Here is a 21,879-nt window from a genome sequence, read left to right as displayed (position 1 = left end):
CGGGCATCCGTCGCACATCGGTGAGCGGCGACCGCGTTGTGGCCGTGGAACAATCGGACCGGCTCACAAGTACCAGCAGCGAGCAGGAGACACAGCGCGATGCGTATCGGAATTCTCACCGCGGGCGGCGACTGCCCCGGCCTCAACGCAGTGATCCGGTCGGTCGTGCACCGCGCCGTGACGCACTACGGCGACGAGGTCATCGGCTTCGAGGACGGCTACGCGGGCCTGCTCGACGGGCGTTACCGCGCCCTCGACCTGAACGCGGTCAGCGGCATCCTGGCCCGGGGCGGCACCATCCTCGGCTCCTCCCGCCTGGAGCGCGACCGCTTCCGCGCGGCCTGCGACAACGCCAAGGAGCTGATCGAACGCAGCGGCTTCGACGCGCTGATCCCGATCGGCGGCGAGGGCACCCTGACGGCGGCGCGCATGCTGTCCGACGCGGGCGTGCCGGTCGTCGGCGTCCCCAAGACCATCGACAACGACATCTCCGGCACGGACCGCACCTTCGGCTTCGACACGGCGGTCGGCGTGGCGACGGAGGCGATGGACCGCCTGAAGACGACCGCGGAGTCCCACCAGCGCGTGATGGTCGTCGAGGTCATGGGCCGCCACGCGGGCTGGATCGCGCTGGAGTCCGGCATGGCGGGCGGCGCGCACGGCATCTGTCTGCCGGAGCGCCCCTTCGACCCGTCCGACCTGGTCGCCCTGGTCGAGGAGCGCTTCTCGCGCGGCAAGAAGTTCGCGGTGATCTGCGTCGCCGAGGGCGCGCACCCGCAGGACGGCACGATGAACTACGGCAAGGGCGCGATCGACCAGTTCGGCCACGAGCGCTTCCAGGGCATCGGCACGGCCCTCGCGTACGAGCTGGAGGCCCGCCTCGGCAAGGAGGCCAAGCCGGTCATCCTCGGCCACGTCCAGCGCGGCGGCACCCCCACGGCGTACGACCGCGTCCTCGCGACCCGCTTCGGCTGGCACGCGGTGGAGGCGGTGCACCGCGGCGAGTACGGCCGGATGACGGCGCTGCGCGGCACGGACATCACGATGGTGCCGCTGGCGGAGGCGGTCACGGAGCTGAAGACGGTGCCGAAGGACCGGATGGACGAGGCGGAGTCGGTCTTCTAGCTCACCCCCGTCCAGCTCACCCCCGTCCGCCGCGCACCAACCCCCAGAAGTGTTCGAGGACCCGCTCCAGGTAGTCCCGCCCGGCCTCACCGGACGCGTCCGAACCGGCCCCGCCGCCCCAGCTGAGGGTGCGGGTCATCCGGGACTGGTAGTCGTCGTGCATCTGCCGCAGCACGTCCTCGACGTGCCGCTTCTCCACGGGCAGCAGCTTGCTGACGGGCCGCACGTACCCCTGCCAGCGGGTGGTGACGGCGCTGCGGAGCAGCTCGGTGAGCTGTTCGGCCCGTCCGGTGACGGTGACGAAGTCGGCGGGGGAGAGGTCGAGGGCGCCGGCGAGGGCGGCGGACTGCCGTTCGTTGCCGCGCCAGGTGCTGGTCTCCTCCATGCGGAGGTAGGCCTGGATCTCCACGCCGGCGGCCCGTGCGACGTCCTCGGGCGCGAGCCCGCGCGCGAGCCGGTGCTCGCGCAGGGTGCGGGCGGCGCCCATGAGGTCCCCGGGTGAGCACCAGAGGGCGGCGGCGAGCGCGGTGAGCTCGGCGGAGGTCGGCGCGGCGAGCCCGCGCTCCCAGGCGGCGATGGTGTCGGCGGTGACGTAGGTGAGCCCGTAGCTGGCCCGCATCCCGTACGCGACATGCCCGTGCGCCATCCCGAGCGCCTCGCGAAGGCGCCGGGCGGCGGGGAAGTTGAAGGGGGGCGTGGGCTGCGCGGACGTGGGCTGCCCTTGAGGGTGAGGGTGGTGCGGCGGTTGGCTCGATTGCACGGGCACACCGTAGGCGGCTGCGGGGGTGGTGACTACGGTGTGTTCCTACGAGGTTGCGGGGTGGTGGGAAGGTACGGGGGCTACCCCCGCGGATTCCAGAGCACCTCGCTGTCCTCGGTACCGGACAGGGGATCCGTGCGCCGCCTCGCAGCGCGCGGACCCTTCTGCAGAGCACGAGGCCGGTGCCCGACGAGCCTCTCAAGGCGATGGCCAAGTGGCGTCCACCCGCGCCCGACTCGGCGGCCAGCTCCACCAGAGCGGCCCGCTCATCCTCGTCGGCGACCCTGACCTCAGGTGCCACGTGCCACGTGCCGAGCTGGAGGGCGGCGATGCCCTCGAAGTGCAGGTCGAGACACTCCTCGTGGTCGGCGTCCGGGGTGGCGCGCAGATGCAGCTGGGAGTGGCCCGCCCCGTAGCGCCACATCCGGAAGGTGCGGGACGACCGGAAGCCGTTCTCGTTGTCGTCGGGACCACACCGGTCGCGGAGACAATCCCATCCCTACGATTCCGTCCGGCGGACGAAGATCGAACGGGCGACGGTACTTGTTCCTGGCCACGAAGCTATCTCCTCGAACTGTTGGGGCAGCTCGCCCGTCTCCCAGAGGTCGTCCAGCCTGCGCAGGAAAACCATCGAAGTCTCCCCGCTGTGCTTGGCTTCTCACTTCGGCACGCCGGAGATACGGGCTCACCCGTGTCATCGACGAAGCCGGCTGTAACGCGCACTCCGCGGAGGAGGCCCAGAACTCCGCCCAGGGTGTCCAAGAGGCGCCGCACCTGGTGCGGATCACCCGGCGTCAAAGGGTGGGAAGGTCAGTTGCCGAATCCGTTCTCACGAGCCGTTGCCGTCGGTGGCGTCTGCCAGGGACACCGTGATCCGGCGCATGGCGACATTGACGTAATCCACGCGCACCGCCAGCGAATCGCCGACTTCGGCCTTGATTCCGGACGATTCGATGGCGGAGAGGGGCAGGAGTCCTTCGATGTCACCCTCAAGGTGAACGAAAGAACCGATGGGGGTGGTCTTGGTCACCGATCCGACCACTGCTTCACCGAATCGCGTGCGTGCAAAAGCGAGCAGTGGGTCGGGCAGCAACTCCTTGAGCGAGAGTGACGCCTGTTCCCGGTCGAGGTCGACGCTCAGCACGGACGCGACGACTTCGTCGCCCACGCGGGCGACCTCCGACGGGTGCTCGAAGCGCTGCCAGGACAGGTTGGCCACGGTGATGAGGCCGACTGCACCGCCCAGGTCCACGAAAACGCCAAAGGAAGTGACGGCGGATACAGGTCCCTTGCACACTTGTCCCGGTTGCAGGGATTCGAGAACTGCTCTCGTTGATGCATTTTCGCTGCTGCTCATCCTGATATTCCTGTCGAGGCGTGGTGGACCACTTGGTGTTCGAGATGTCCGGGGTCAGTCGGGCCACGTGTAGCCTTGGTGGTAGTTCACCCACTGGACGTCATCTATGTACGAATTGAACTTTGGGATGTCCTCTCTGGGGATGACCCATTGGAATTCGTCGGGTCTATTGTCGTGCGTGCGCCGATAGGCTGGCTTCACCGAATCCGGGAATGCCTCCTTGAATCCTGGTTTCATGGTAAATATGTGATATCCGTCTTCGTGGGTCCCCTGTTCGGCGTACTTGTGGGCAACCTTGTCGCTCTCGCCCAGATAGGCGGTTCCCGCACCACCCTGCGGCGTATCGGGGTGGAGGTCTGGATCCAACCCGTTGGCCTCCCTGGACCTGTTCCCCTTCCCTGGGGCCCGGTAGAGCTTGAACGGTTCGTCCTCCACGCACTCGGGCGTGAGTCCGAGAGGGTCGATCCACGTGTGGGGGTTGTGGACGTAAGCGCCCGAGTTGGGGGCCGGCGTGAGTCCGAGAGGGTCGGGCGTGACGTAGCGCGCGGTCTCCGGGTCGTAGTGACGGAAGTGGTTGTGGTGCAGCCCGGTCTCAGGGTCGTGGTACTGGCCGGGGAATCGTATGGGGGTGTAGGTGCTGCTGGCCGCGGGCCAGGCCGTGGCGCCCCAGAGCGTGCTGCGAGCGTGCCAGGCGACGTTGCCCCGTTCGTCGATGAGTTCAGTGGGCGTGCCGACGAGGTCGGTGACGATCGCGAAGAAGCGAGAATCGATCTCGTCCTGAGCAGCCTCGGCCGTCGTGATGCGCTCCGTCTGAGCGATGGGATGCGAGCCCTTGTGGTCCCAGGTGAGGGTGACCGGGTTCGGCAAATCGACGGATGTGGTGGTCTGTTCGCAGAGTGTGTTGCCGTCCCAGACGAAGTCCGTACGTTCCAGAACGGTCTGGCGGTCGGCGCCCATGCGGAGTTTCGCGGTGCGGCGGCCGAGCGGATCGTAGGTGTAACGCCACAATGTGCCATCGGGCGTCGTGGTGGAGACGAGGCGGTTCTCGGCGTCCCAGCTGTAGCGCCAGGTGTCCGGCTTCCGCGACAAGTGCTTCTTCTGGCGCAGAGTGACGCGGCCGAGCTCGTCGTGCTCGTAGCGGACGCTGCCGGCCCGGCTGATGCGCGTGCCCGTGTACGTGCGTCGGCCCGTGGCCTCGCTGCTCGGGTGGGCGGACGGCCAAGTGGCGTATGTCTGGTTCCCGGCCTCGTCGTAGGCGTAACTCTCCGACCACCCCGTGGCGCGGACCTCGGTCACCCGGCCGGTCACATCAAGCTCGAAACTGTGGGAACCTGCCGACTGGTCCTCGATGCCGATGAGATTGCCGTCCGCACGGTAGGCGTAGGCGCGTTGCAGCAGGGGGCCGTCACCGCCGGTGCTCAGTGATTGCTGGGTGAGCCGCCCGCGAACGTCGTAGGCGCGGTCGAGAGTGGTGCTCGCCTGTGGGCCGAGTGCGGTGATCCGACGGCTCAACTCATGCCCCGTCGGGCTGTGGGCGAAGTCGAAGACGCGCCCCGACGCCGTCAGCCGGATGTGGCGCCCGGCTTCGTCGTACTCCCATGTACTGGACGCACCGGTGGGCGTGCTGCGCCCCGTACGGCGTCCCAGGTCGTCGTGGGTGTGGGAGATAGTACGACCATTCACCGTCTCGGAACGGAGGCGGCCGAACCGATCACGCGACAACAAAAGCGCGGTGTCGGGACCGGCAGCCTGTTCGAGCTGACCGATCTGGTCGTAGGCGAAGATGGTGACGTGACCTTCCGCGTCCTTGCGGGACATCTGACCGAGGGCGTTGTACTCGTAGCGGATGGTCTGGCCCAGCGCATCGGTCCGGGACGTCAGCTTGCCGGTCCCATCGTGGGTGTAGGTCTGCGTCCGTCCGTCGAAGTCCGTCTCGGACTTCAGGCGGCCCGCGCGGTCGTAACTGTAGGTCCACGTGAGCCCCAGTGGGTTGACCACCTGGGTGAGGCGCAGGTCGGAGTCGTGGTTGAACTCGTAGCGCGCGCCGTTCGGGTCGACACGGGCCGACAGCAGGTCGAAGTGCGTGTATTCGAAGCGATAACTGTGCGCCATGGGGTCGGTGTAACTGGTGCAGTTGCCTTCGCCGTCGTACGTCCACGTCTCGGTGGCGCCGTCCGCAGCACAGCGACTGGCCAGGTGGCCCTCGGTGGTCCAGCTGAGGCGAGTGGTGTGCCCCGAAGCGTCGGTGAAGGACAGAGGGCGGCCCCACGCGTCCCGTTCCCATCGATTACGACCCCCCAGGGGGTCGGTGACCTCTACAGGTAGGCCCGCGGGGTCGCACCGCACTGCCGTTGTATGGCCCAGTGCGTCGGTGAAGCCGGTGTTGTGCCCGGATGCGTCGTAACGAAATTCTGTGATGGCCCCGAGCCGGTCGATGACGGCCGTCCGGTTACCGCGCTCGTCGTAGGTCTGCTGCCATGCGGTGCCGTCTGACATGCGAACGGCGGTCACCAGATTGAGTCTGTTGTAGGTGTAGGCAATCGCTGAACCGTTTGGGCGGACCATCTTGGTCGGTTGTCCCAGAGCGTTGTTCTCGAAGACGGTTGTCCGACCGAGTGCATCCGTTCGGGACACGACATGATGCTGTGCGTCGTAGCCGGTCCGCGTGGTCTCGCCCAGCGGATCGACCTCAGCGACGATCAGGCAGTCACTGTCCACGACGAAGCGGGACACCGCGCCCGTCGAGGTGGTGTACTCCGTGACTCGGCATCCATGCCATCGAGGGTCGACTGCGTCATAGGTGAAACTGCCGCTCATATGGCCGGACTCGCCGGACTGAGTCAGGCAGCGGTCGTACTCGTCGTAGGCGTAGGAGTAACTCGTCCGGTTGGTGTCCGTCCAAATGGCGATGCGCAGTTGATCATCGTAGATGTACTGCATCGGCAGACCGGAGGAGTTGGTGACCGAAGTCAGATTGCCATCGACGTAGCCGTAGCGCTTGATGGTCGTCTCTGTACCGTCCGGACCTGAGCCCAACAGAGTCAGGGCGGTCACTCGCTCGCCGTCCACGCTCAGTCGGAGGTGGTAACCGCCCGAGTGCCGGATCGCGATCGGAGTGCCTGCCACGTCGTAGTCGAAGGTGACGCTGTTCTGGTTTCGGTCGGTGATGCGCGCCAACAGGGCCACACCAGCATCGGGGGGAGCGAAGTGATGGCTGTGCCCGGTGATCGGGTTGGTGACGCGGTACCCCCCGCCGACCAGGCCGAAAAGCGGCCAGCGAGGGCCCGCCTCGGGCAGGACGGCGACCTCGGGACCTTCCGGGTGCGGATAAGCCAGGAGCATGCCGTCTTCTGTGACGAGGACTGCGCCGTCTTCGTCGACCTCGATGCGCTGGTCGAGGGTGGAGGTCCAGGAGGGGCCGAACCAACCACCGCTGCGATACCCCGAGGCGACCCGACGGGTGAAGTTCAGCGGGAGGGTGCCGGGCAGGCTGATGTCGGTCTCGGTCAGAAACATCTGGCCGGTGGCGACGTCGACCGGGTCGCCGCAGCCCTTGATCTTGCTTTTGACGCGGTTGTACGCGCCCTTGGCGCCGTCCTTCAGAGCGGTACGGGCCGATTTGAAGCCCTTCAGGCCGCCCTTGAGGCCCTTGAGCCCCTTGCCGAGTTTCGCGGCGGTAGTCAGGCCCTTCATGCCGGGCACACAGTCCATGGCCGCGAACGCCACGTCCATCAACGTGGCTTGACCTTTTGCATATTTGCTCAAGGTGTCGGCCAGGACGATCGCGCCGGCGACGATGACGATGGCAGCCAGGATCGGCCCCCCGATGATCATCGCGATGACGCCGACGACTGCCACGACGACCTTGCAGACGGCGACGATGGTGTCCCAGTTGTCGCTGACCCAGTCGCCGATCTCCTCCCACCACTTGCGGTTCTGGATGCCCGCATCGGAGGCCTCGTCGATTTTCCGCTTGGCGGTGCCCGCGGCCTCCTCGCGCATCTTGCGGGCGTCCTCGGCCATCTTCTTCGCCGCGTCCAGGGCGCTCTTGGCGGAGTCCACGTCACCCTGGGCGGACTTCTGGGCCTTCTCCGCCGAGTGTGCGTTACGGGTGGCGGCGCGGACCTTGGACTCGTCCGGCTTGGGCACGTCCTTGCCCTTGTCGCCGTCGTCCTTGTACTTGTCGGCTTCCTTGCCAGCCCGTTCCACCCACGAATCGGCCGAGGAGAGGCGGGACTTGGCGCTGCTCAGGTCCGCCTGCGCCTCGCGGCCCTTGACCAGAGCCTTGTCCGCCAGGGTTTGGGCGCGCTCCAGCTCCGGCCAGTATGCGGCCAGCGCGTCGCCCGCCATCTCGTAGCTCTTCTTGAGCTTCTTCAGCTTGTCGGGGGCGTCCTCGAACTTCTCCGTGAAGGCGTCGGCCGTCTTGCCCGCCCACTTGAGGATCGCGTCCTCGCCCGCCATCCCCTTGATGTCGCGGAGTACGCGGCCTACGTCGTCGGAGAAGTCGTGCAGGTTCTTGGCCAGGGACCGCACCCTGTGCGGGTCGCCAGGCGTCGGATCCTTCTCCAGGTCCAAGACGTGCCAGTCCGACGGCCGATGGCCCCCCATGCGACTTCCTCCACCTCATTCGCCCCGCCAGCATCCGTATGCACAAGCGAAGTTATCGAATGAATGCGCACGCAGGAAGTCGGATCGGGAAGTCGAGGCCAGTCATGGGCGTGCTCTGTATCCGCGTCAGCGCACGCCGGAGCGGAGCGCCGCCGTGGTCGCGACGTGCCCGGGCGCCATCGTGAGCGTCTCGCGAAGGCGCCGGGCGGTGGGGAAGTTGAAGGGGGGCGTGGGCTGCCCGCGCGTGGGCTGCCCCGGAGGGTGAGGGTGGTGCGGCGGTTGGCTCGATTGCGCGGGCACACCGTAGGCGGCTGCGGGGTGGCGACTAAGGCGTGTTCCTACGGCGTGGTGATCCGCTCTCACGAGCCGTTGCCGTCGGTGGCGTCTGCCAGGGACACCGTGATCCGGCGCATGGCGACATTGACGTAATCCACGCGCACCGCCAGCGAATCGCCGACTTCGGCCTTGATTCCGGACGATTCGATGGCGGAGAGGGGCAGGAGTCCTTCGATGTCACCCTCAAGGTGAACGAAAGAACCGATGGGGGTGGTCTTGGTCACCGATCCGACCACTGCTTCACCGAATCGCGTGCGTGCAAAAGCGAGCAGTGGGTCGGGCAGCAACTCCTTGAGCGAGAGTGACGCCTGTTCCCGGTCGAGGTCGACGCTCAGCACGGACGCGACGACTTCGTCGCCCACGCGGGCGACCTCCGACGGGTGCTCGAAGCGCTGCCAGGACAGGTTGGCCACGGTGATGAGGCCGACTGCACCGCCCCGGTCCACGAAAACACCAAAGGAAGTGACGGCGGATACAGGTCCCTTGCACACTTGTCCCGGTTGCAGGGATTCGAGAACTGCTCTCGTTGATGCATTTTCGCTGCTGCTCATTCTGCTATTCCTGTCGAGGCGTGGTGGATCACTTGGTGTTCGGGATCAGTCGGGCCACGCGCAGTCTTCGTGTACTTCATCCACCGGACGTCATCGGGCCGGACGCGCCGGGTCGCCCGTCGGCTACGCGATCGGAGGAGCGGCGCCCGGCCCCGGCACGAAATCCAAGTCCGCCTTCGCCAGCCGGAAGAACGCCCTGCGCGCCTCCACCGCCTCCAGGGCTCCCCTGTTCCACGCCTCCCACTGGGGCTCGGCAGGGCGGTGCCGTGCTCGTAGGTGCAGTCCGGAACTGAGCAGCATCAGGGAGTGCAGCGCGACGCCGATCTGCTCCTCCAGGGCCGGGGTGGCCACGAGCACGGCCCGCTCCGCGGCATCGCTCGCCGCTGCGACCACGGCGTCGACCCGTTCCGCCACCCGGACCTGCATCCACGCGGTGAGTTCGTCCGCCGCGCCCTCCCCGTCCTCACCGCCCCGCCGGCCGGCCGCGTCCCGTTCCTCCTGCCAGGCTTCTCGCGTGTCCGAAAGTGCCCCCATCGCGACGTCCCAGGCCCGCAGGAACTCCACGTAGGCCTGCATCCGTTGGCCGCGCAGCCACTGCCGGTGCTCGACCTGCGCCTGGGCGCTCACCTGCCGGCGGCCGACGAAGACCCCGAGCAGTACGCCGACGATGCTGAACACGCCTGCCGCCACAGCGGCGGCCACCATCCCCCACGATTCGTTCACCTCCTCACCCTGCCCTGCCGGGCCCGCCGGTGTCGTGGCATCGAGCGGAGCGCGCACGGTGGGCGTGAATTGGTCAAAACCCCTGCGTTCGGGCGCAGACCGTGGCACAGTCCCGCCGTGACTTACGAACATGAGTTTGACGTCGTCGACGAGCAGCCGGTCATCGAGGTGCCCGGCGCATCCACCCGCATGTCCGCCTACCTGGCTCGCCCCGCCACCGCGGGCGACCACCCCGTGGTCCTCGTCGGCACGGAGCTGTGGGGCGTGAACGAGGACGCGCGTGCCGTGGCCTGCCGCGTCGCCGCCCTCGGTTTCGTGGCGATCGTCCCGAACCTCTACCACCGCACCGACCCGGACTCCGCGGACGGCTTCCCCCACTCCGACGCGAACCGCACCCACGCCTTCGAACTGGTCGCCCGGATGACCCGGGACGAGGTCGAGGCGGACCTGCGGGCGGCGGCCGCGTACGCCCGCACCTACGCGGGTGCCGCGGACCGCACCGGCATGCTGGGCTTCAGCCTCGGCGGCCACTTCGCCTACTTCGCGGCGACCCGGCTGCCCCTGGCGGCGGCCGCGATCTACTACCCGGGCTGGCTGCCCACCTCCGGCACGGCGCTCAGCCGCCCCGCCCCGCTCCTCGACGACACGGCCGCCATCGCGGCGCACGACACCCGCCTCGCCCTCTTCTTCGCCGAACGCGACCACGTCATCGACGCGGCCCAGGTCGACGCGGTCCGCCGGGCGCTCACGACAGCGGGCGTACGCCATGAGGTGACGGTCCACCCCGACGCCGCGCACGCCTTCTTCTTCCCGGGGTACGAGACGCACGACAAGGCGGCGGCGGACGCGTCGTGGGAGCGGGTCGTGCGGCTCTTCCGCGAGGAGCTGCGGGCTCCACTGGCTTGAGCCAGTCGAGCAGCTGATGGTTCCGGGGTTCGCGCTCTCTCGCATCGGCGGCGATGGCGATGGCGGTGTCAGTGCTTGACGGGGCGCATCGCCGCCGCCGTGGTCGCCGCCGTGTCGAGGGGGTCCGTCAGGGGGCGGGCCAGCAGGCGGGGGAGGTCGGATGTGGTGGTGTCGAGGAAACCGTGGCGGACGCTCGTCGCTATCGACGCCAGCAGCGGGGGCTGGAAGGGGAGCAGGGCGGAGTCCGTGAGCAGGCGGGTGCGGTAGGCGCCCAGGCTCATGTCCCGGTGGGGGACCGACAGGCGTGCGGCGACGCCGGCTGCCGTGATCGGCTCGCCGACCAAGTCGTAGGTCTTGCCGGTGTGTGCGGCCGAGGAGGCCGCCACCACCGCTGCCGCTGCGGCCAGATCCGTGCGGGCCACCGCGGCCAGGGCCCCGGTTCCGAACGGGGACTCCAGGCCCTCCGGCGTCCACGTGAGCAGGGCGCCGAACAACTCGGCGTAGAGCCCGTTGCGCAGGATCGTCCACGCGAGGCCGCTCGCCCGGATCATCCGCTCGGTGACCCGGTGCGCGAGTGCGAATCCGAGATGGTCTCCCGCGCCGGTCAGGCTCGTGTAGACCACGTGTGTGACGCCGTCGCGGCGTGCGGCGTCGAGGACCGAGCGGTGGCGGGCGACGATGCGGTCGTCCTCGGCGTACCCCGCCGAGACAAGGACCAGGGTCGAGACGCCGGAGAGGTCCAGGCTCGCCGGATCGTCGAAGTCGAGGTGGCGCTGCCCGGTGGCGGGCGTGCGGGTGCCGCCCAGGACGGGCACCCCGCGCTCCGTCAGCTCCTGGATCGTGCGGGAGGCCAGCTGTCCGTTGGCGCCGGTCACCATGATCATGGTCGGTTCGTCTCCTGCCGTGGTTCTCTCCGGTAACTACGGTGAGATCCTGAACCGGCCGACAGCGGCTCACAAGGAGGCAGTTTCGTGTCAGTGAGGCACACCGGTGTAACCACGCAGGGTCCCGGCGGGGCCGGTGCCGCCGCACTCGAACCGTGCGGGTTGCCCGAGCACCCCGACTGCGGGATCCGTGACGTCCTCGACCGGGTCGGGGACAAGTGGTCCGTCCTGGTCATCGTCGAACTCGCCGGCGGGCCGCGGCGCTTCCGGGAGCTCCAGCGCGCGATCGACGGCATCTCGCAGCGCATGCTGACGCTCACGGTGCGGCGGCTTGAGCGGGACGGGTTGGTGCTGCGGACCGTGTATCCGACCGTTCCCGCGCAGGTCGACTACCGCCTCACCGAGACGGGGGCGAGCCTCACCCATCTCGTCAAGGCGCTCGCCGACTGGTCGTTGGAGCATCGGGACGCCATCGCGCGGGCCCGCGGTGCGTACGACGGCGACCATCCCGACAACGAGATCCGCTGACCCGTTGGTCCGCTGCTGCGGCATGGGCCGGTCATGTGTCAGGGCCTGACCTCGACGTGTGACGTCAGCGGTTGATGGACTGGACCTCCTCCACCACCACGTCCTGCTCCGCGCCGAACTCGCCGTCGGGAAGCCGCTTCTCGCCGTTCACGCCCGTTCCCGTCCAGTGGATCTTCCACGTGACCGTCGCCTTCAGCGGGTACGTGCCGTCGCCGGACGAGCGCAGGTACTTCACGCCGCAGGGCGGGGTCTCCTTCGACTTGCCCTTGGCGTAGGGCGTGCCGATCTTGTCGCCGACGAGGTCGCAGACGCCGTTCGCCGGGTACGTTTCCGCATCCGACGTGCCGGGGTCGATCTTGAGGGAGATCGGCTCGGCCGTGGTCGTCGCCTCGATGTTCAGGACGTCCACCCTCGCTGTCACGGACACCGGCTTGAACTCCGCGCCGTCCAGCCACGCCCAGGTGGGCAGGTTGACCTTGGTCGCGCCCTCGGGCGCCAGCTTCACCTTCGTGCCGGGTACGCGGATCCTGGCGTACGCGAGCTTCGCCAGGATCTCCGGGTCGATGGCCGGGATGTCCGCGGGCGGTGGCTCGTTCTCGTCGACCCAGAACGTCGGCTCTTTGCACTTGTCCCAGCCGGGCGGGTACGTCTCGTTGGGGAACTCCGTCCACCAGTAGCCCTTGCCGGCCTTGTCGAGGTTGAAGTTCTTGTACGGCTCGCCGTCGACGTAACGCTTGCGCTGCTCCAGGTCCCACTGGGAGCCCGTGGAGTCGACCGACCACACCGCCTCGCGTTCCTTCTTGAACTGGGCGGGCGTGTACGCGGGGCCGTACCAGCAGGGCGGCGGGGAGTAATCGCCGCCCGTCGGGGCGATGATGCCGGACTTGGGGCCCGAGCCGTTCTTGGACTCGTCGTAGCTGATGCCGCCCGCGGTGGCGGTCAGTGAGCCGTCGCCGCCGTCCTTGGTGGGCCCCGTGGCGTCGCCGTTGGTGGTGCCGCCGTGGCCGGTCCGTGCGGACACGGGCCCCGAGAGGAGCAGCGTCGCGGCCATCGCCAGGGCCCCGGCGACGACGAGTGGCTTCCTTCTCATGACTGTGGCTGACATGTGGCATTCCCCCGGTCGGATGTGGTCGTCTCGGTGATCCAGACGCCCTGGTCGTTCACGTGCAGTCGGCTGCTGTAGAGCACGAAGTCGTCCTTGGACGGCGCCGACGCCTTCTCCGTCTTGCCCGTCTTCAAGCTCTTGTTGTGCGCCTTGCGCTGGTCCTCGCAGTAGACGAGGCCCGCCGTCTTGCCGCCCGTGACGTCCACCCGTGCGTTGAAGTAGCGCTTGGTGCCGGTGATCCGGTCCTTGTAGTCCACGTACTCCTGGACGAACTTCTGGCTGCCGGCCGCCGCGTCGCCCTCCGAGTAGAACCGGTAGGCCTTGTGCAGGGGTTTCTGCTCGGCGATGGCGAGGTCGACGGCCTTCAGGTACTGCTCGGTGTCGGCCAGGACCGCGTCCTTGGTCTTGTCGCCCGTCTTGGACCACTCGAACTCGTACGTCAGATCCGCCGGCAACTCGATCTTCGGCCGGTCCGCCGAGGCCGCCGGCCCACTCGGTGACGACGACTTCTCGCCGCCCCTGTCCGCGCCGGCGATCTTGTCGTCGTCCTTGGACGTGTCGTCGTCGCTGCCGCAGGACGTCAGAAGCAGGGCTGCGGCCGCGGTGAGTGCGGCCGTCGCGAGGCGGAGAGGGCGGTTCACTGTCGGCTCCTGGCGAGGTGGGAGAGGGCGCGAGCTCAGCACGCTAGTGCGGGCCCGGCCCCCTCGCCAGAGAGATGTGTGCCCACGAAAGGGGCGCGCGGGACGTATCGCCGCGAATTCATGTCACAGTTCTGTGCCCGGAGGGAGCAGGAGATGCGCGCGCCCGCAAGTCCGGACTCAGCCCTTCACCGCCCCGCCGAGCGCGAAGCCTCCGCCCAGTTTCCGCGAGATCAGTACGTACAGCAGGATCACCGGCGTCGAGTACAGGATCGAGAACGCCGCGAGCTGGCCGTAGACCACCGTCCCCTTGTTGCCGAAGAAGTCGTTGATGCTCACCGACGCCGGCATCTGCTCCGGAGTGAGCAGCAGCATGAACGGGACGAAGAAGTTGCCCCACATCATCACGAAGGAGAAGACCGTCACCACGGCCACGCCCGGGCCCATCAGGGGCAGCACGATGCGCAGCAGGGACTGGAAGGACGACGCGCCGTCCGTCCACGCCGCCTCCTCGAGCTCCTTCGGGACGCCGTCCATGAAGTTCTTCATCAGCCAGATGGCGAACGGGAGTTGGGACGCCGCGAAGAAGAAGATCGTGCCCTGCATCGTGTCGATCAGGTCGACCTGCACGAAGAGCGCGTACACCGGGACCATGATCGCGGTGATCGGCAGGCTCGTCGCGAAGAGGATCGTCAGCATGAACGGGCGGTTCAGGCGGGAGCGGTAGCGCGAGAGCGGGTACGCCGCCAGGGCCGCGCAGACCACCGTGAGCAGCGTGCCGCCGCCGCACAGGAGCAGGCTGTTGAGGAGCGGGGTGAAGGTGATCTCGGGGGTCAGGACCTGGTCGTAGTTGTCGAGCGTGAGGCTGTCGGGGAGCCGCACCCGCAGGTCCGCCTTCGGGTCGAAGGAGGACAGGACCACCCAGGCGAGCGGCAGGACGAACGCCGCGGCCACCACCAGCAGCCCCGCGTCGGCCGCGAGCCGGTGCGCCCTGCGGCGTGAACGGGGCCTGCGCGCGGGCCTGTTGGGGGAGACCTTCGAGTTGGCGGGCACTCAGACCTCCGTACGCAGCAGGCGCATGTAGACGAGGGAGAAGAGGGAGCCGACCAGGAGCAGCAGCAGCGCCACGGCCGTGCCGTAGCCGATCATGCTCTTCTGGAACGCCTGCTCGTACATGAAGAGCGGCAGCGTCTGGCTGTCGTTGCCCGGGCCGCCGCGCGTCATCACCCAGATCAGGCCGAAGACGGAGAGCGTCTGCAGGGTGTTGAGCATGAGGTTCGTGCCGATCGAGCGGCGGATCATCGGCAGCGTGATGTGCCACATGCGGCGCCAGCCGCCCGCGCCGTCGACCTCGGCGGCCTCGGTGATCTCCTTGGGGATCTCGTTCAGGGCGGCGGAGTAGACGAGCATCGAGAAGGCCGTGCCCCGCCAGACGTTCGCGAACGACACCGCGAGGATCGGCAGCGTGAACATCCAGTTCTGGGACGGGAGATGGAGGAAGTCGAGGACGGCGTTGAGGGTGCCCTCGCGGCGGAAGAAGGCGTAGAGCAGGAAGCCGGCGACGACCTCCGGCAGCACCCACGCCGTGACGACGATCGCGCCGGTGAGGGTGCGCACCGGCTTGGACGCGTGCTGCATGAGGGAGGCGAGGGCCAGGCCCAGCGTGTTCTGGCCGATGAGGGAGGAGAGGACGGTGAAGACGAGGGTGAGCCAGACCGCGTTGAGGAACCGTTCGTCGCCGAACGCCTCGCGGAAGTTGTCGAACCCCACGAAGCTCGACTCGGCCTGGCCGGTCAACTGGAGATCGGTGAAGGCGATGTACGCGCAGTAGCCGATCGGGCCCGCGAGGAAGAGGGCGAGCAGGATGACGGCGGGGGAGACGGGCAGGGCGCGCAGCAGGCCGCGGCGGGCGCGCGCCCTGCGGCCCGGCGGGGCGGCGGCCGGGCCCGGTCCGCGGTGCGGCGTCTTGGCGACGCCGCCGCCGGGGCCCGTGGAGGATGCGGTGGTCACGTACGGGCACGCTCACTCTCTGGCTCGCTCGGGCTTGGGGCTTGGGGCTTCGGGCTTAGAGCTTCGGGCTTCGGTTCGACGGTGGCGGTGCGCGCTGTTGCTCGTACGGTGGCGTCCGTGCGGTGCGTGCTGTTGCTCGTACGGTGGCGTCCGTACGCGGCGTGCGCTACCGCTCGACGACCTCGCCGTCCGACGCCGCGTCGACCTCCTCGTCGTACCCCTTCGCCGCGTCCGCCACCGACGTGTCGCCCGTCGTCACCGACTCCATCGCCTCCTGGATCGCCGTGGAGACCTTCGGGTACGCGGGGAACGCGGGCCGGTAGTGCGTCGAGGCCACCAGGTCCGTGAAGAACTTGATGCCGGGCTGCGCCTTCACGTACGCGGGGTCGGCGGCGACGTCCTTGCGGACCGCGATGCCCGAGTTGGCGATGTACCACTTCTGGGCGTTGGCCTTCGTCTGCATCGTCTCGATGAACTTGAAGGCCAGGTCGGGGTTGTCCGCCTTGGTGGGGATCGACCAGGTCCAGCCGCCGGACATGCTCACCTTGCCGGGGGCCTGCCCGTGCTGGGTCGGCATCGCCGCGAGGCCCAGCTTCTTCGACCACTCGGGCCACTCGTGACCCGCGCCCTTGCCCCAGTCCTGCGGCAGCCACGAACCGTCGAGGTTGATCGCGAGCTTGCCCTCGGGCAGCAGTTCACCGCGCACGCGGGTGGCGAAGTTGGGGTCGAGCGCGTCGGAGACCTCCGGGCCGAGCTTCTCCTTGTAGACGGTCTCCACGAACTTCAGGGAGTCCTTGAACCCCTTGCCGCCCGTGATCCACTTCTTCGCCTTCGGGTCGTAGAGGGGGTCCTTGCCGGTGCCGTACGCCAGCATCTCGAAGCCCTGCATCGTCGCCACCTCGCCCACCGGCTTTCCGGTGTAGACGTTGAGCGGGGTGACGTCCGGGACCTTCTTCTTCACGGTGCGGGCCGCGTCGAGGACCTCGTCCCAGGTCTTGGGCTGCCAGTTCGCCGGCAGGCCCGCCTTCTTGAAGATCGCCTTGTCGAACCAGAGGCCGCGGGTGTCGGTCCCGTCCGGTACGCCGTACGTCTTGCCGTCGGCTGCCTTCGCCGCGGTCTTCGCCGTGTCGACGAACTGATCCCAGTCCTTCCACTTGTTCAGGTAGGGATCGAGTGGTTTCAGATAGCCGCTGGTGATGTCCGAGTTGATCAGGAAGGTGTCCTCGTAGACCAGGTCGGGGGCGGTCTTCGGGGAGCGCATCATCTGCTGCAGCTTGGTGTAGTACTCGGAGTCCGGCGCCTTGATCGGCACCAGCTTCACCTTCTTGCCGGGGTTCTCCTTCTCGAACTGCTTCTTGATGCCGTCCAGGTAGGTGTCGGTGACCTTGATCTTGTTGTCCGTGGACTGCTTGAAGGAGACCTTCACGGTGTCGGGGTCGTCGCCGGAGCCGCCGCCGCACGCGGTGAGGGTGGCGGCGGCGAGCAGGGCGGAGGCGGTGAGGAGCAGGCGGGTGGGGGTGGGGCGCACGGGCACGACCTCCTACGGGCCGGCGCGGCCGGGTCGCCACGCGGGTTGCCCGGTGAACGTACGGGCGCGCTCCGAGCAAGGTCAATGCCCCTGCGGAGGCTGTGAATTGATGCTTTTCGGCAACGTGACAACGTTGTTGTCGGACGTACGTTGGTGAGGCGCCCGGGGTGGGCCGGTCAGGGGGTCAGTCGCTCGCGGTGAGCCAGCGGTAGACGAGTTCGGGGCGGCCGACGTGGCCGTACTGGGGGCTGCGGGCCGCGCGGGCGGTGTCGACCAGGTGTTCCAGGTAGCGGCGCGCGGTGATGCGGGACAGGCCGGCCGACTGGGCGGCCGCGGTGGCGGTCAGGCCGTCGGGGGCGGCGCGCAGGGTGCGGATGACGCGTTCGAGGGTGGGGCCGCTGAGTCCCTTCGGCAGGGCGGCGGGGCCCGGTGCGCGCAGGGTGGCGAGCGCGCGGTCCACCTCGTCCTGGCCGGTGGCCTCGCCCTCCGCCGCGGCCGAGCGGTACTCCGCGTAGCGGGTGAGGCGGTCGCGGAGGGTGGCGAAGGTGAAGGGCTTCAGGACGTACTGGACGACGCCGAGGGAGACGCCCTCGCGGACGACGGCCAGGTCGCGGGCGGACGTCACCGCGATCACGTCCGCGGGGTGGCCGGCGGCGCGCAGGGAGCGGGCCAGCTGGAGGCCGTGGCCGTCGGGCAGGTGCAGGTCGAGGAGGATCAGGTCGACCGGGGTGCGGTCGAGGACGCGGCGGGCCTCGGCGGCGGAGTGGGCGGGGCGGGGGGTGGCCTCGAAGCCGGGGACTCTGTTGACGTAGAGGGCGTGGGCGTCGGCCGCGACGGGGTCGTCTTCGACTACGAGTACGCGGATCACTGGGCGCCTCCGTGATCGCTTCTGTCATCCCGGGGCGAGCCCATTGCGGGCTCGGGGGCGTCGTCGTTTTCCTTGCGTGGCAACGGGGTTGCGCCCTGCGTGGTGCTTCGGTCGGTGCCACGGTTGTCTGGGCGCGGCGCCGGGGGTGGGGCCTGTGTCGTGCTTCGGTCGGTGCCACGGTTGTCTGGGCGCGGCGCCAGGGCTGGGCCCTGCGTCGTCCTTCGGTCGGTGCCACCGTTGTCCGTGCCCGGCACCGGGGGCTGTGCCCACCCGTTCCGCCATGCGGAACGTTTGCCCACAGCGGGAGCGACCTCGGTCTCGGTGGCGGTGCTCTGTGCCGGGGCGGGAGCGGTCTCGGTGGCGGTGCTCTGTGCTGGGGCAGGGGCGGCCCCGGTGGCGGTGCTCTGCGTCGGGGTGGCCCCCGTACCCATGACCCGTGGCGGGGTAGCCGTCGGCGTCGGGGTGATCGTTACTTCGAATTGCGCTCCGCCCTCCCGTGCCTCCCGTACCGTCAGCGTGCCGCCGTTGCGGGTTACCGTCTGGTGGACCAGGGCCAGGCCCAGGCCGCGGCCCGTCGGCGCCTTCGTGGACCAGCCGCGTTCGAAGACCGCCCGGCGTTGCGCGGGGTCGACCCCGGGACCCGTGTCCGCGACGCGCAGACGCAGGCCCGCCTCGTCCGCCCGTGCCGTCACCGTGACCCGCGCCGCCGGGGAGCCCTGCGCCGCGTCGACCGCGTTGTCGATGAGGTTGCCGAGCACCGTCACCAGGTCCCGCGCGGAGAGCGCCTCCGGGAGCACGCCGTCGTCGATGCTGCTGTCGTCCGAGACGACCAGTTCCACGCCGTGCTCGTTGGCCTGCGCCGCCTTGCCGAGCAGCAGCGCGGCGAGGACGGGCTCACTCACCGCGGCCACCACTTGGTCGGTCAGCGCCTGCGCCAGCTCAAGCTCGGCCGTGGCGAAGTCGACCGCCTCGTCCGCGCGGCCGAGTTCGATGAGGGACACCACCGTGTGGAGCCGGTTCGCCGCCTCGTGGGCCTGCGACCGCAGCGCCCGCGTGAAGCCGCGCTCGGAGTCCAACTCACCGGCCAGCGCCTGGAGTTCGGTGTGATCGCGCAACGTCACCACCGTGCCGCGCCGCTCGCCGCCCGTCACCGGGGAGGTGTTGACGACCACCACGCGGTCGGCGGTCAGATGCAGTTCGTCGACCCGCGGCTCCGCGGCGAGCAGCGCGCCGGTCAGCGGTGCGGGGAGCCCGAGTTCGGCGACGTTGCGGCCGATCACCGGCTCGCCGGCCACCCCGAGCAGCTCGCGGCCGCCGTCGTTGATGAGCGCCACCCGTCGTTGTCCGTCCAGCATGAGCAGGCCCTCGCGCACGGCGTGCAGCGCCGCCTCGTGGTAGTCGTGCATGCGGCTCAGTTCGGCGGCGTTCATGCCGTGCGTGCTGCGGCGCAGGCGCGCGTTGATCACGTACGTACCGATGCCGCCGAGCACGAGCGCCGCCGCCGCGACGCCGAGCAGCGCGAGGAGCTGGCCGCGGGCGTTCGCGGTGATCTCCTCGATGGTGATGCCGGCGCTGACCAGGCCGACGACCCGGCCGTCCCGTTCGGCGGGGCGGTCCCAGATCGGCGTGACCACCCGTACCGACGGGCCGAGCGTCCCCGTGTACGTCTCCGTGAAGGTCTCGCCGCGCAGCGCGGCCGCCCGGTGGCCGAGGAAGCGCTCGCCGATGCGCCGCTCGTCCGGATGCGTCCAGCGGATGCCGTTCCTGTCCATGATCGTGACGAAGTCGACGCCGGTGTCCCGCTGCACCTGCGCCGCGTACGGCTGGAGCGTCTCGGAGGGGTCGCTGCCGCGTACGGCCTCCCGTACCGACGGGGAGTCCGCGACCGCCCGCGCCGCCGCGGTCGCCTGGCGGCGCGCGCTCGTCTCGGCCTGGTGCTTGTCGCTGAGGTACGTGAAGAGCGCGCACCCGGCGACCACCACCGCGACCAGCACGATCTGCATCGCGAAGAGCTGGCCCGCCAGACTGCGGGGCAGCCGGCGCGGCCGGGCGGGAGGGATGCGGGACATGCTGCCAGTCTGCCTCGTCACCCTTCGCGTACGAGCGGCTGCACCTGCCGCGCCCCGTCCCACGAGCGCCGCCGCACCGGCCACCCCGTCCCACGAGCGCCGCCGCACCGGCCGCCCCGTCCCACGAGCGCCGCCGCACCGGCCGCCCCGTCCCACCAACGCCGCCCCACCGGCGACCCGTACGAGTGCCTGCCGCCGCAGGAAGCGCCCCGGCGCTCGTACAAGCGCGAACTAAATGAACGTAAGGGTGACCGCCCTCACAGGGCAGGAGATAGTCGCCGGGATCGCCCGGACCGCCCAGGACGTGAGCCGCACGCACTGCAGGCACCGCAACGCCGACGTCGTCGTTCAAGGAGGGCCCCGTGACCAGCACGGCTGACCCGCACAAGGCACCCGCCGCCCGGCGGGACCGCACGCATTACCTCTACATCGCCGTCATCGGCGCCGTCCTGCTCGGCATCGCCGTCGGCTTCATCTGGCCGGACTTCGCCAAGGAGCTCAAGCCCGTCGGCTCCGGCTTCGTGAACCTGATCAAGATGATGATCTCGCCGATCATCTTCTGCACGATCGTGCTCGGCGTCGGTTCGGTGCGCAAGGCCGCCAAGGTCGGCAAGGTGGGCGGGCTCGCGCTCGGCTACTTCATGGCGATGTCGGTCGTCGCACTCGCCATCGGCCTGGTGGTCGGCAACATCCTGCACCCCGGTTCGGGCATGGACCTCACCGAGTCCGAGAAGGGCGCGGGCCACGACGCGGCCGAGGAGGCGGACAAGGGCCTCGTCGACTTCGCGCTCGGCATCATCCCCAAGACCGTCGTCTCCGCCTTCACCACGGGCGAGGTCCTCCAGACGCTGCTCGTCGCGCTGCTCGTGGGCTTCGCGCTGCAGGCCATGGGACGCTCCGGCGAACCCGTGCTGCGCGGCATCGGACACATCCAGAAGCTCGTCTTCCGCGTACTCGGCATGATCATGTGGGCCGCCCCGATCGGCGCGTTCGGCGCGATGGCGGCCGTCATCGGCGAGACCGGCGTGGACGCGCTCAAGGCGCTCGCCACGATCATGATCGGCTTCTACGTCACCTGTGTGCTGTTCGTCGTGGTCGTGCTCGGCACGCTGGTGCGCCTGGTGACCGGGGTCAACCTCTTCAAGCTGCTCAAGTACCTGGGCCGGGAGTTCCTGCTCATCCTCTCCACCTCGTCCTCGGAGTCCGCGCTGCCGCGGCTGATCGCGAAGATGGAGCACCTGGGGGTCAGCCGTCCGGTCGTCGGCATCACCGTGCCGACGGGCTACTCCTTCAACCTCGACGGCACCATGATCTACCTGACCATGGCGTCCCTGTTCATCGCCGACGCGATGGACCAGCCGCTCGGCATCGGCGAGCAGATCTCGCTGCTGCTCTTCATGATGATCGCGTCGAAGGGAGCGGCGGGCGTCTCCGGCTCGGGCATCGCGGTCCTCGCGAGCGGCCTCCAGTCGCACAAGCCCGCGCTGGTCGACGGGGTCGGCCTGATCATCGGCGTCGACCGCTTCATGAGCGAGGCCCGCGCCCTCACCAACTTCGCGGGCAACGCCGTGGCCACGCTGCTGATCGGCACGTGGACCAAGGAGGTCGACAAGGAACGGGTGACGGCGGTACTCGCCGGCCACCTCCCGTTCGACGAGCGAACGTTGGTGGACGACGGGCACGGGGATCCGGTGGGCGCGGAGGACGACCGGGACGGCGTGCGAGGCGAGGCCAGGGGTACGGACGCGGGCGTGGACGCAGGCACGGACGGGGACGCCGTGCCGGAGCAGCGTGACGACGGCAAGGAGCCGGCAAAGGTCTGACCCTCGCCCCCTTTCTTCCCTCTCTCCCGCCCACGCCCCCGCGGGCACCGTCGCGGGGGC

17 protein-coding genes and 1 pseudogene are annotated in these 21,879 nt (G+C 69.1%); 4 read left to right on the top strand and 14 right to left on the bottom strand.

Features of this window, described 5'->3' with window-relative positions:
* Positions 1 to 99 precede the first annotated feature (99 nt).
* The gene (locus ACFYO9_RS01720) at positions 100 to 1,125 is read left to right on the top strand and encodes an ATP-dependent 6-phosphofructokinase (protein ID WP_355802675.1); all 1,026 of its coding nucleotides are present in this window, start codon (positions 100 to 102) and stop codon (positions 1,123 to 1,125) included.
* Between the two features lie 16 nt (positions 1,126 to 1,141).
* Here the strand turns inward: ACFYO9_RS01720 and ACFYO9_RS01715 are convergent, their stop codons facing one another.
* The 6 genes from ACFYO9_RS01715 to ACFYO9_RS01690 form a co-directional block, all read right to left on the bottom strand.
* Positions 1,142 to 1,885 (bottom strand): helix-turn-helix transcriptional regulator, encoded by a 744-nt coding sequence (locus tag ACFYO9_RS01715; RefSeq protein ID WP_358779198.1) that lies wholly within the window; start codon positions 1,883 to 1,885, stop codon positions 1,142 to 1,144.
* Positions 1,886 to 2,384: 499 nt separating this feature from the next.
* Entirely contained in the window at positions 2,385 to 2,516 is a 132-nt protein-coding gene (locus tag ACFYO9_RS01710) for a hypothetical protein (protein ID WP_358779197.1), read from the bottom strand.
* Between the two features lie 198 nt (positions 2,517 to 2,714).
* A complete protein-coding gene (locus tag ACFYO9_RS01705) occupies positions 2,715 to 3,242 on the bottom strand; it encodes a S1 RNA-binding domain-containing protein (RefSeq protein ID WP_388665911.1) in 528 nt (175 codons plus the stop codon).
* Positions 3,243 to 3,296: 54 nt separating this feature from the next.
* Positions 3,297 to 7,817 carry a DUF6531 domain-containing protein gene (locus ACFYO9_RS01700; protein WP_358779393.1) on the bottom strand — a complete coding sequence of 1,507 codons (4,521 nt, stop codon included), beginning with the start codon at positions 7,815 to 7,817 and terminating at the stop codon, positions 3,297 to 3,299.
* 392 nt (positions 7,818 to 8,209) lie between these two features.
* A complete protein-coding gene (locus ACFYO9_RS01695) occupies positions 8,210 to 8,737 on the bottom strand; it encodes a S1 RNA-binding domain-containing protein (protein ID WP_388665908.1) in 528 nt (175 codons plus the stop codon).
* Positions 8,738 to 8,860: 123 nt separating this feature from the next.
* Complete coding sequence (locus ACFYO9_RS01690) at positions 8,861 to 9,460, bottom strand: hypothetical protein (RefSeq protein ID WP_358779266.1); 600 nt, start codon at positions 9,458 to 9,460, stop codon at positions 8,861 to 8,863.
* A gap of 117 nt (positions 9,461 to 9,577) precedes the next feature.
* Between ACFYO9_RS01690 and ACFYO9_RS01685 the strand changes: the two genes are divergently transcribed.
* Positions 9,578 to 10,366 carry a dienelactone hydrolase family protein gene (locus tag ACFYO9_RS01685; RefSeq protein ID WP_355802663.1) on the top strand — a complete coding sequence of 263 codons (789 nt, stop codon included), beginning with the start codon at positions 9,578 to 9,580 and terminating at the stop codon, positions 10,364 to 10,366.
* A 68-nt stretch (positions 10,367 to 10,434) separates the two neighbouring features.
* On the opposite strand, the gene ACFYO9_RS01680 is transcribed toward ACFYO9_RS01685, so the two are convergent.
* On the bottom strand, positions 10,435 to 11,250 hold the full coding sequence (locus ACFYO9_RS01680; RefSeq protein WP_355802661.1) for an NAD(P)H-binding protein: 816 nt from the start codon (positions 11,248 to 11,250) through the stop codon (positions 10,435 to 10,437).
* An 87-nt stretch (positions 11,251 to 11,337) separates the two neighbouring features.
* Between ACFYO9_RS01680 and ACFYO9_RS01675 the strand changes: the two genes are divergently transcribed.
* On the top strand, positions 11,338 to 11,778 hold the full coding sequence (locus tag ACFYO9_RS01675; protein ID WP_388665905.1) for a winged helix-turn-helix transcriptional regulator: 441 nt from the start codon (positions 11,338 to 11,340) through the stop codon (positions 11,776 to 11,778).
* 64 nt (positions 11,779 to 11,842) lie between these two features.
* On the opposite strand, the gene ACFYO9_RS01670 is transcribed toward ACFYO9_RS01675, so the two are convergent.
* From ACFYO9_RS01670 to ACFYO9_RS01640, 7 genes and pseudogenes are all read right to left on the bottom strand, one after another.
* A complete protein-coding gene (locus ACFYO9_RS01670; protein ID WP_358779267.1) occupies positions 11,843 to 12,868 on the bottom strand; it encodes a hypothetical protein in 1,026 nt (341 codons plus the stop codon).
* A complete protein-coding gene (locus ACFYO9_RS01665; protein ID WP_358779268.1) occupies positions 12,865 to 13,524 on the bottom strand; it encodes a hypothetical protein in 660 nt (219 codons plus the stop codon). The genes ACFYO9_RS01670 and ACFYO9_RS01665 overlap by 4 nt, the downstream gene beginning before the upstream one ends.
* 177 nt (positions 13,525 to 13,701) lie before the next feature.
* The gene (locus ACFYO9_RS01660) at positions 13,702 to 14,574 is read right to left on the bottom strand and encodes a carbohydrate ABC transporter permease (RefSeq protein ID WP_358779269.1); all 873 of its coding nucleotides are present in this window, start codon (positions 14,572 to 14,574) and stop codon (positions 13,702 to 13,704) included.
* The gene (locus ACFYO9_RS01655; RefSeq protein WP_388665902.1) at positions 14,575 to 15,531 is read right to left on the bottom strand and encodes a carbohydrate ABC transporter permease; all 957 of its coding nucleotides are present in this window, start codon (positions 15,529 to 15,531) and stop codon (positions 14,575 to 14,577) included.
* 166 nt (positions 15,532 to 15,697) lie between these two features.
* Positions 15,698 to 17,065, bottom strand: a complete 1,368-nt coding sequence (locus ACFYO9_RS01650; protein ID WP_355802656.1) for an extracellular solute-binding protein — start codon at positions 17,063 to 17,065, stop codon at positions 15,698 to 15,700.
* A 178-nt stretch (positions 17,066 to 17,243) separates the two neighbouring features.
* Positions 17,244 to 17,927, bottom strand: coding sequence for a response regulator (locus ACFYO9_RS01645; RefSeq protein WP_358779270.1), 684 nt, complete (start codon positions 17,925 to 17,927; stop codon positions 17,244 to 17,246).
* Between the two features lie 455 nt (positions 17,928 to 18,382).
* Positions 18,383 to 19,996 (bottom strand): annotated as a pseudogene (locus ACFYO9_RS01640) (ATP-binding protein); the annotation flags it as partial.
* Between the two features lie 362 nt (positions 19,997 to 20,358).
* Here ACFYO9_RS01640 and ACFYO9_RS01635 point away from each other — a divergent pair.
* Entirely contained in the window at positions 20,359 to 21,819 is a 1,461-nt protein-coding gene (locus tag ACFYO9_RS01635; RefSeq protein WP_355802652.1) for a cation:dicarboxylate symporter family transporter, read from the top strand.
* The last annotated feature ends 60 nt before the right edge of the window (positions 21,820 to 21,879 follow it).

The organism is Streptomyces sp. NPDC005863 (genome assembly GCF_042871345.1).
Taxonomy (GTDB): domain Bacteria; phylum Actinomycetota; class Actinomycetes; order Streptomycetales; family Streptomycetaceae; genus Streptomyces.
The sequence above is the reverse complement of the archived record's forward strand: the minus strand, read 5'-3'. Positions and strand labels throughout refer to the sequence as shown.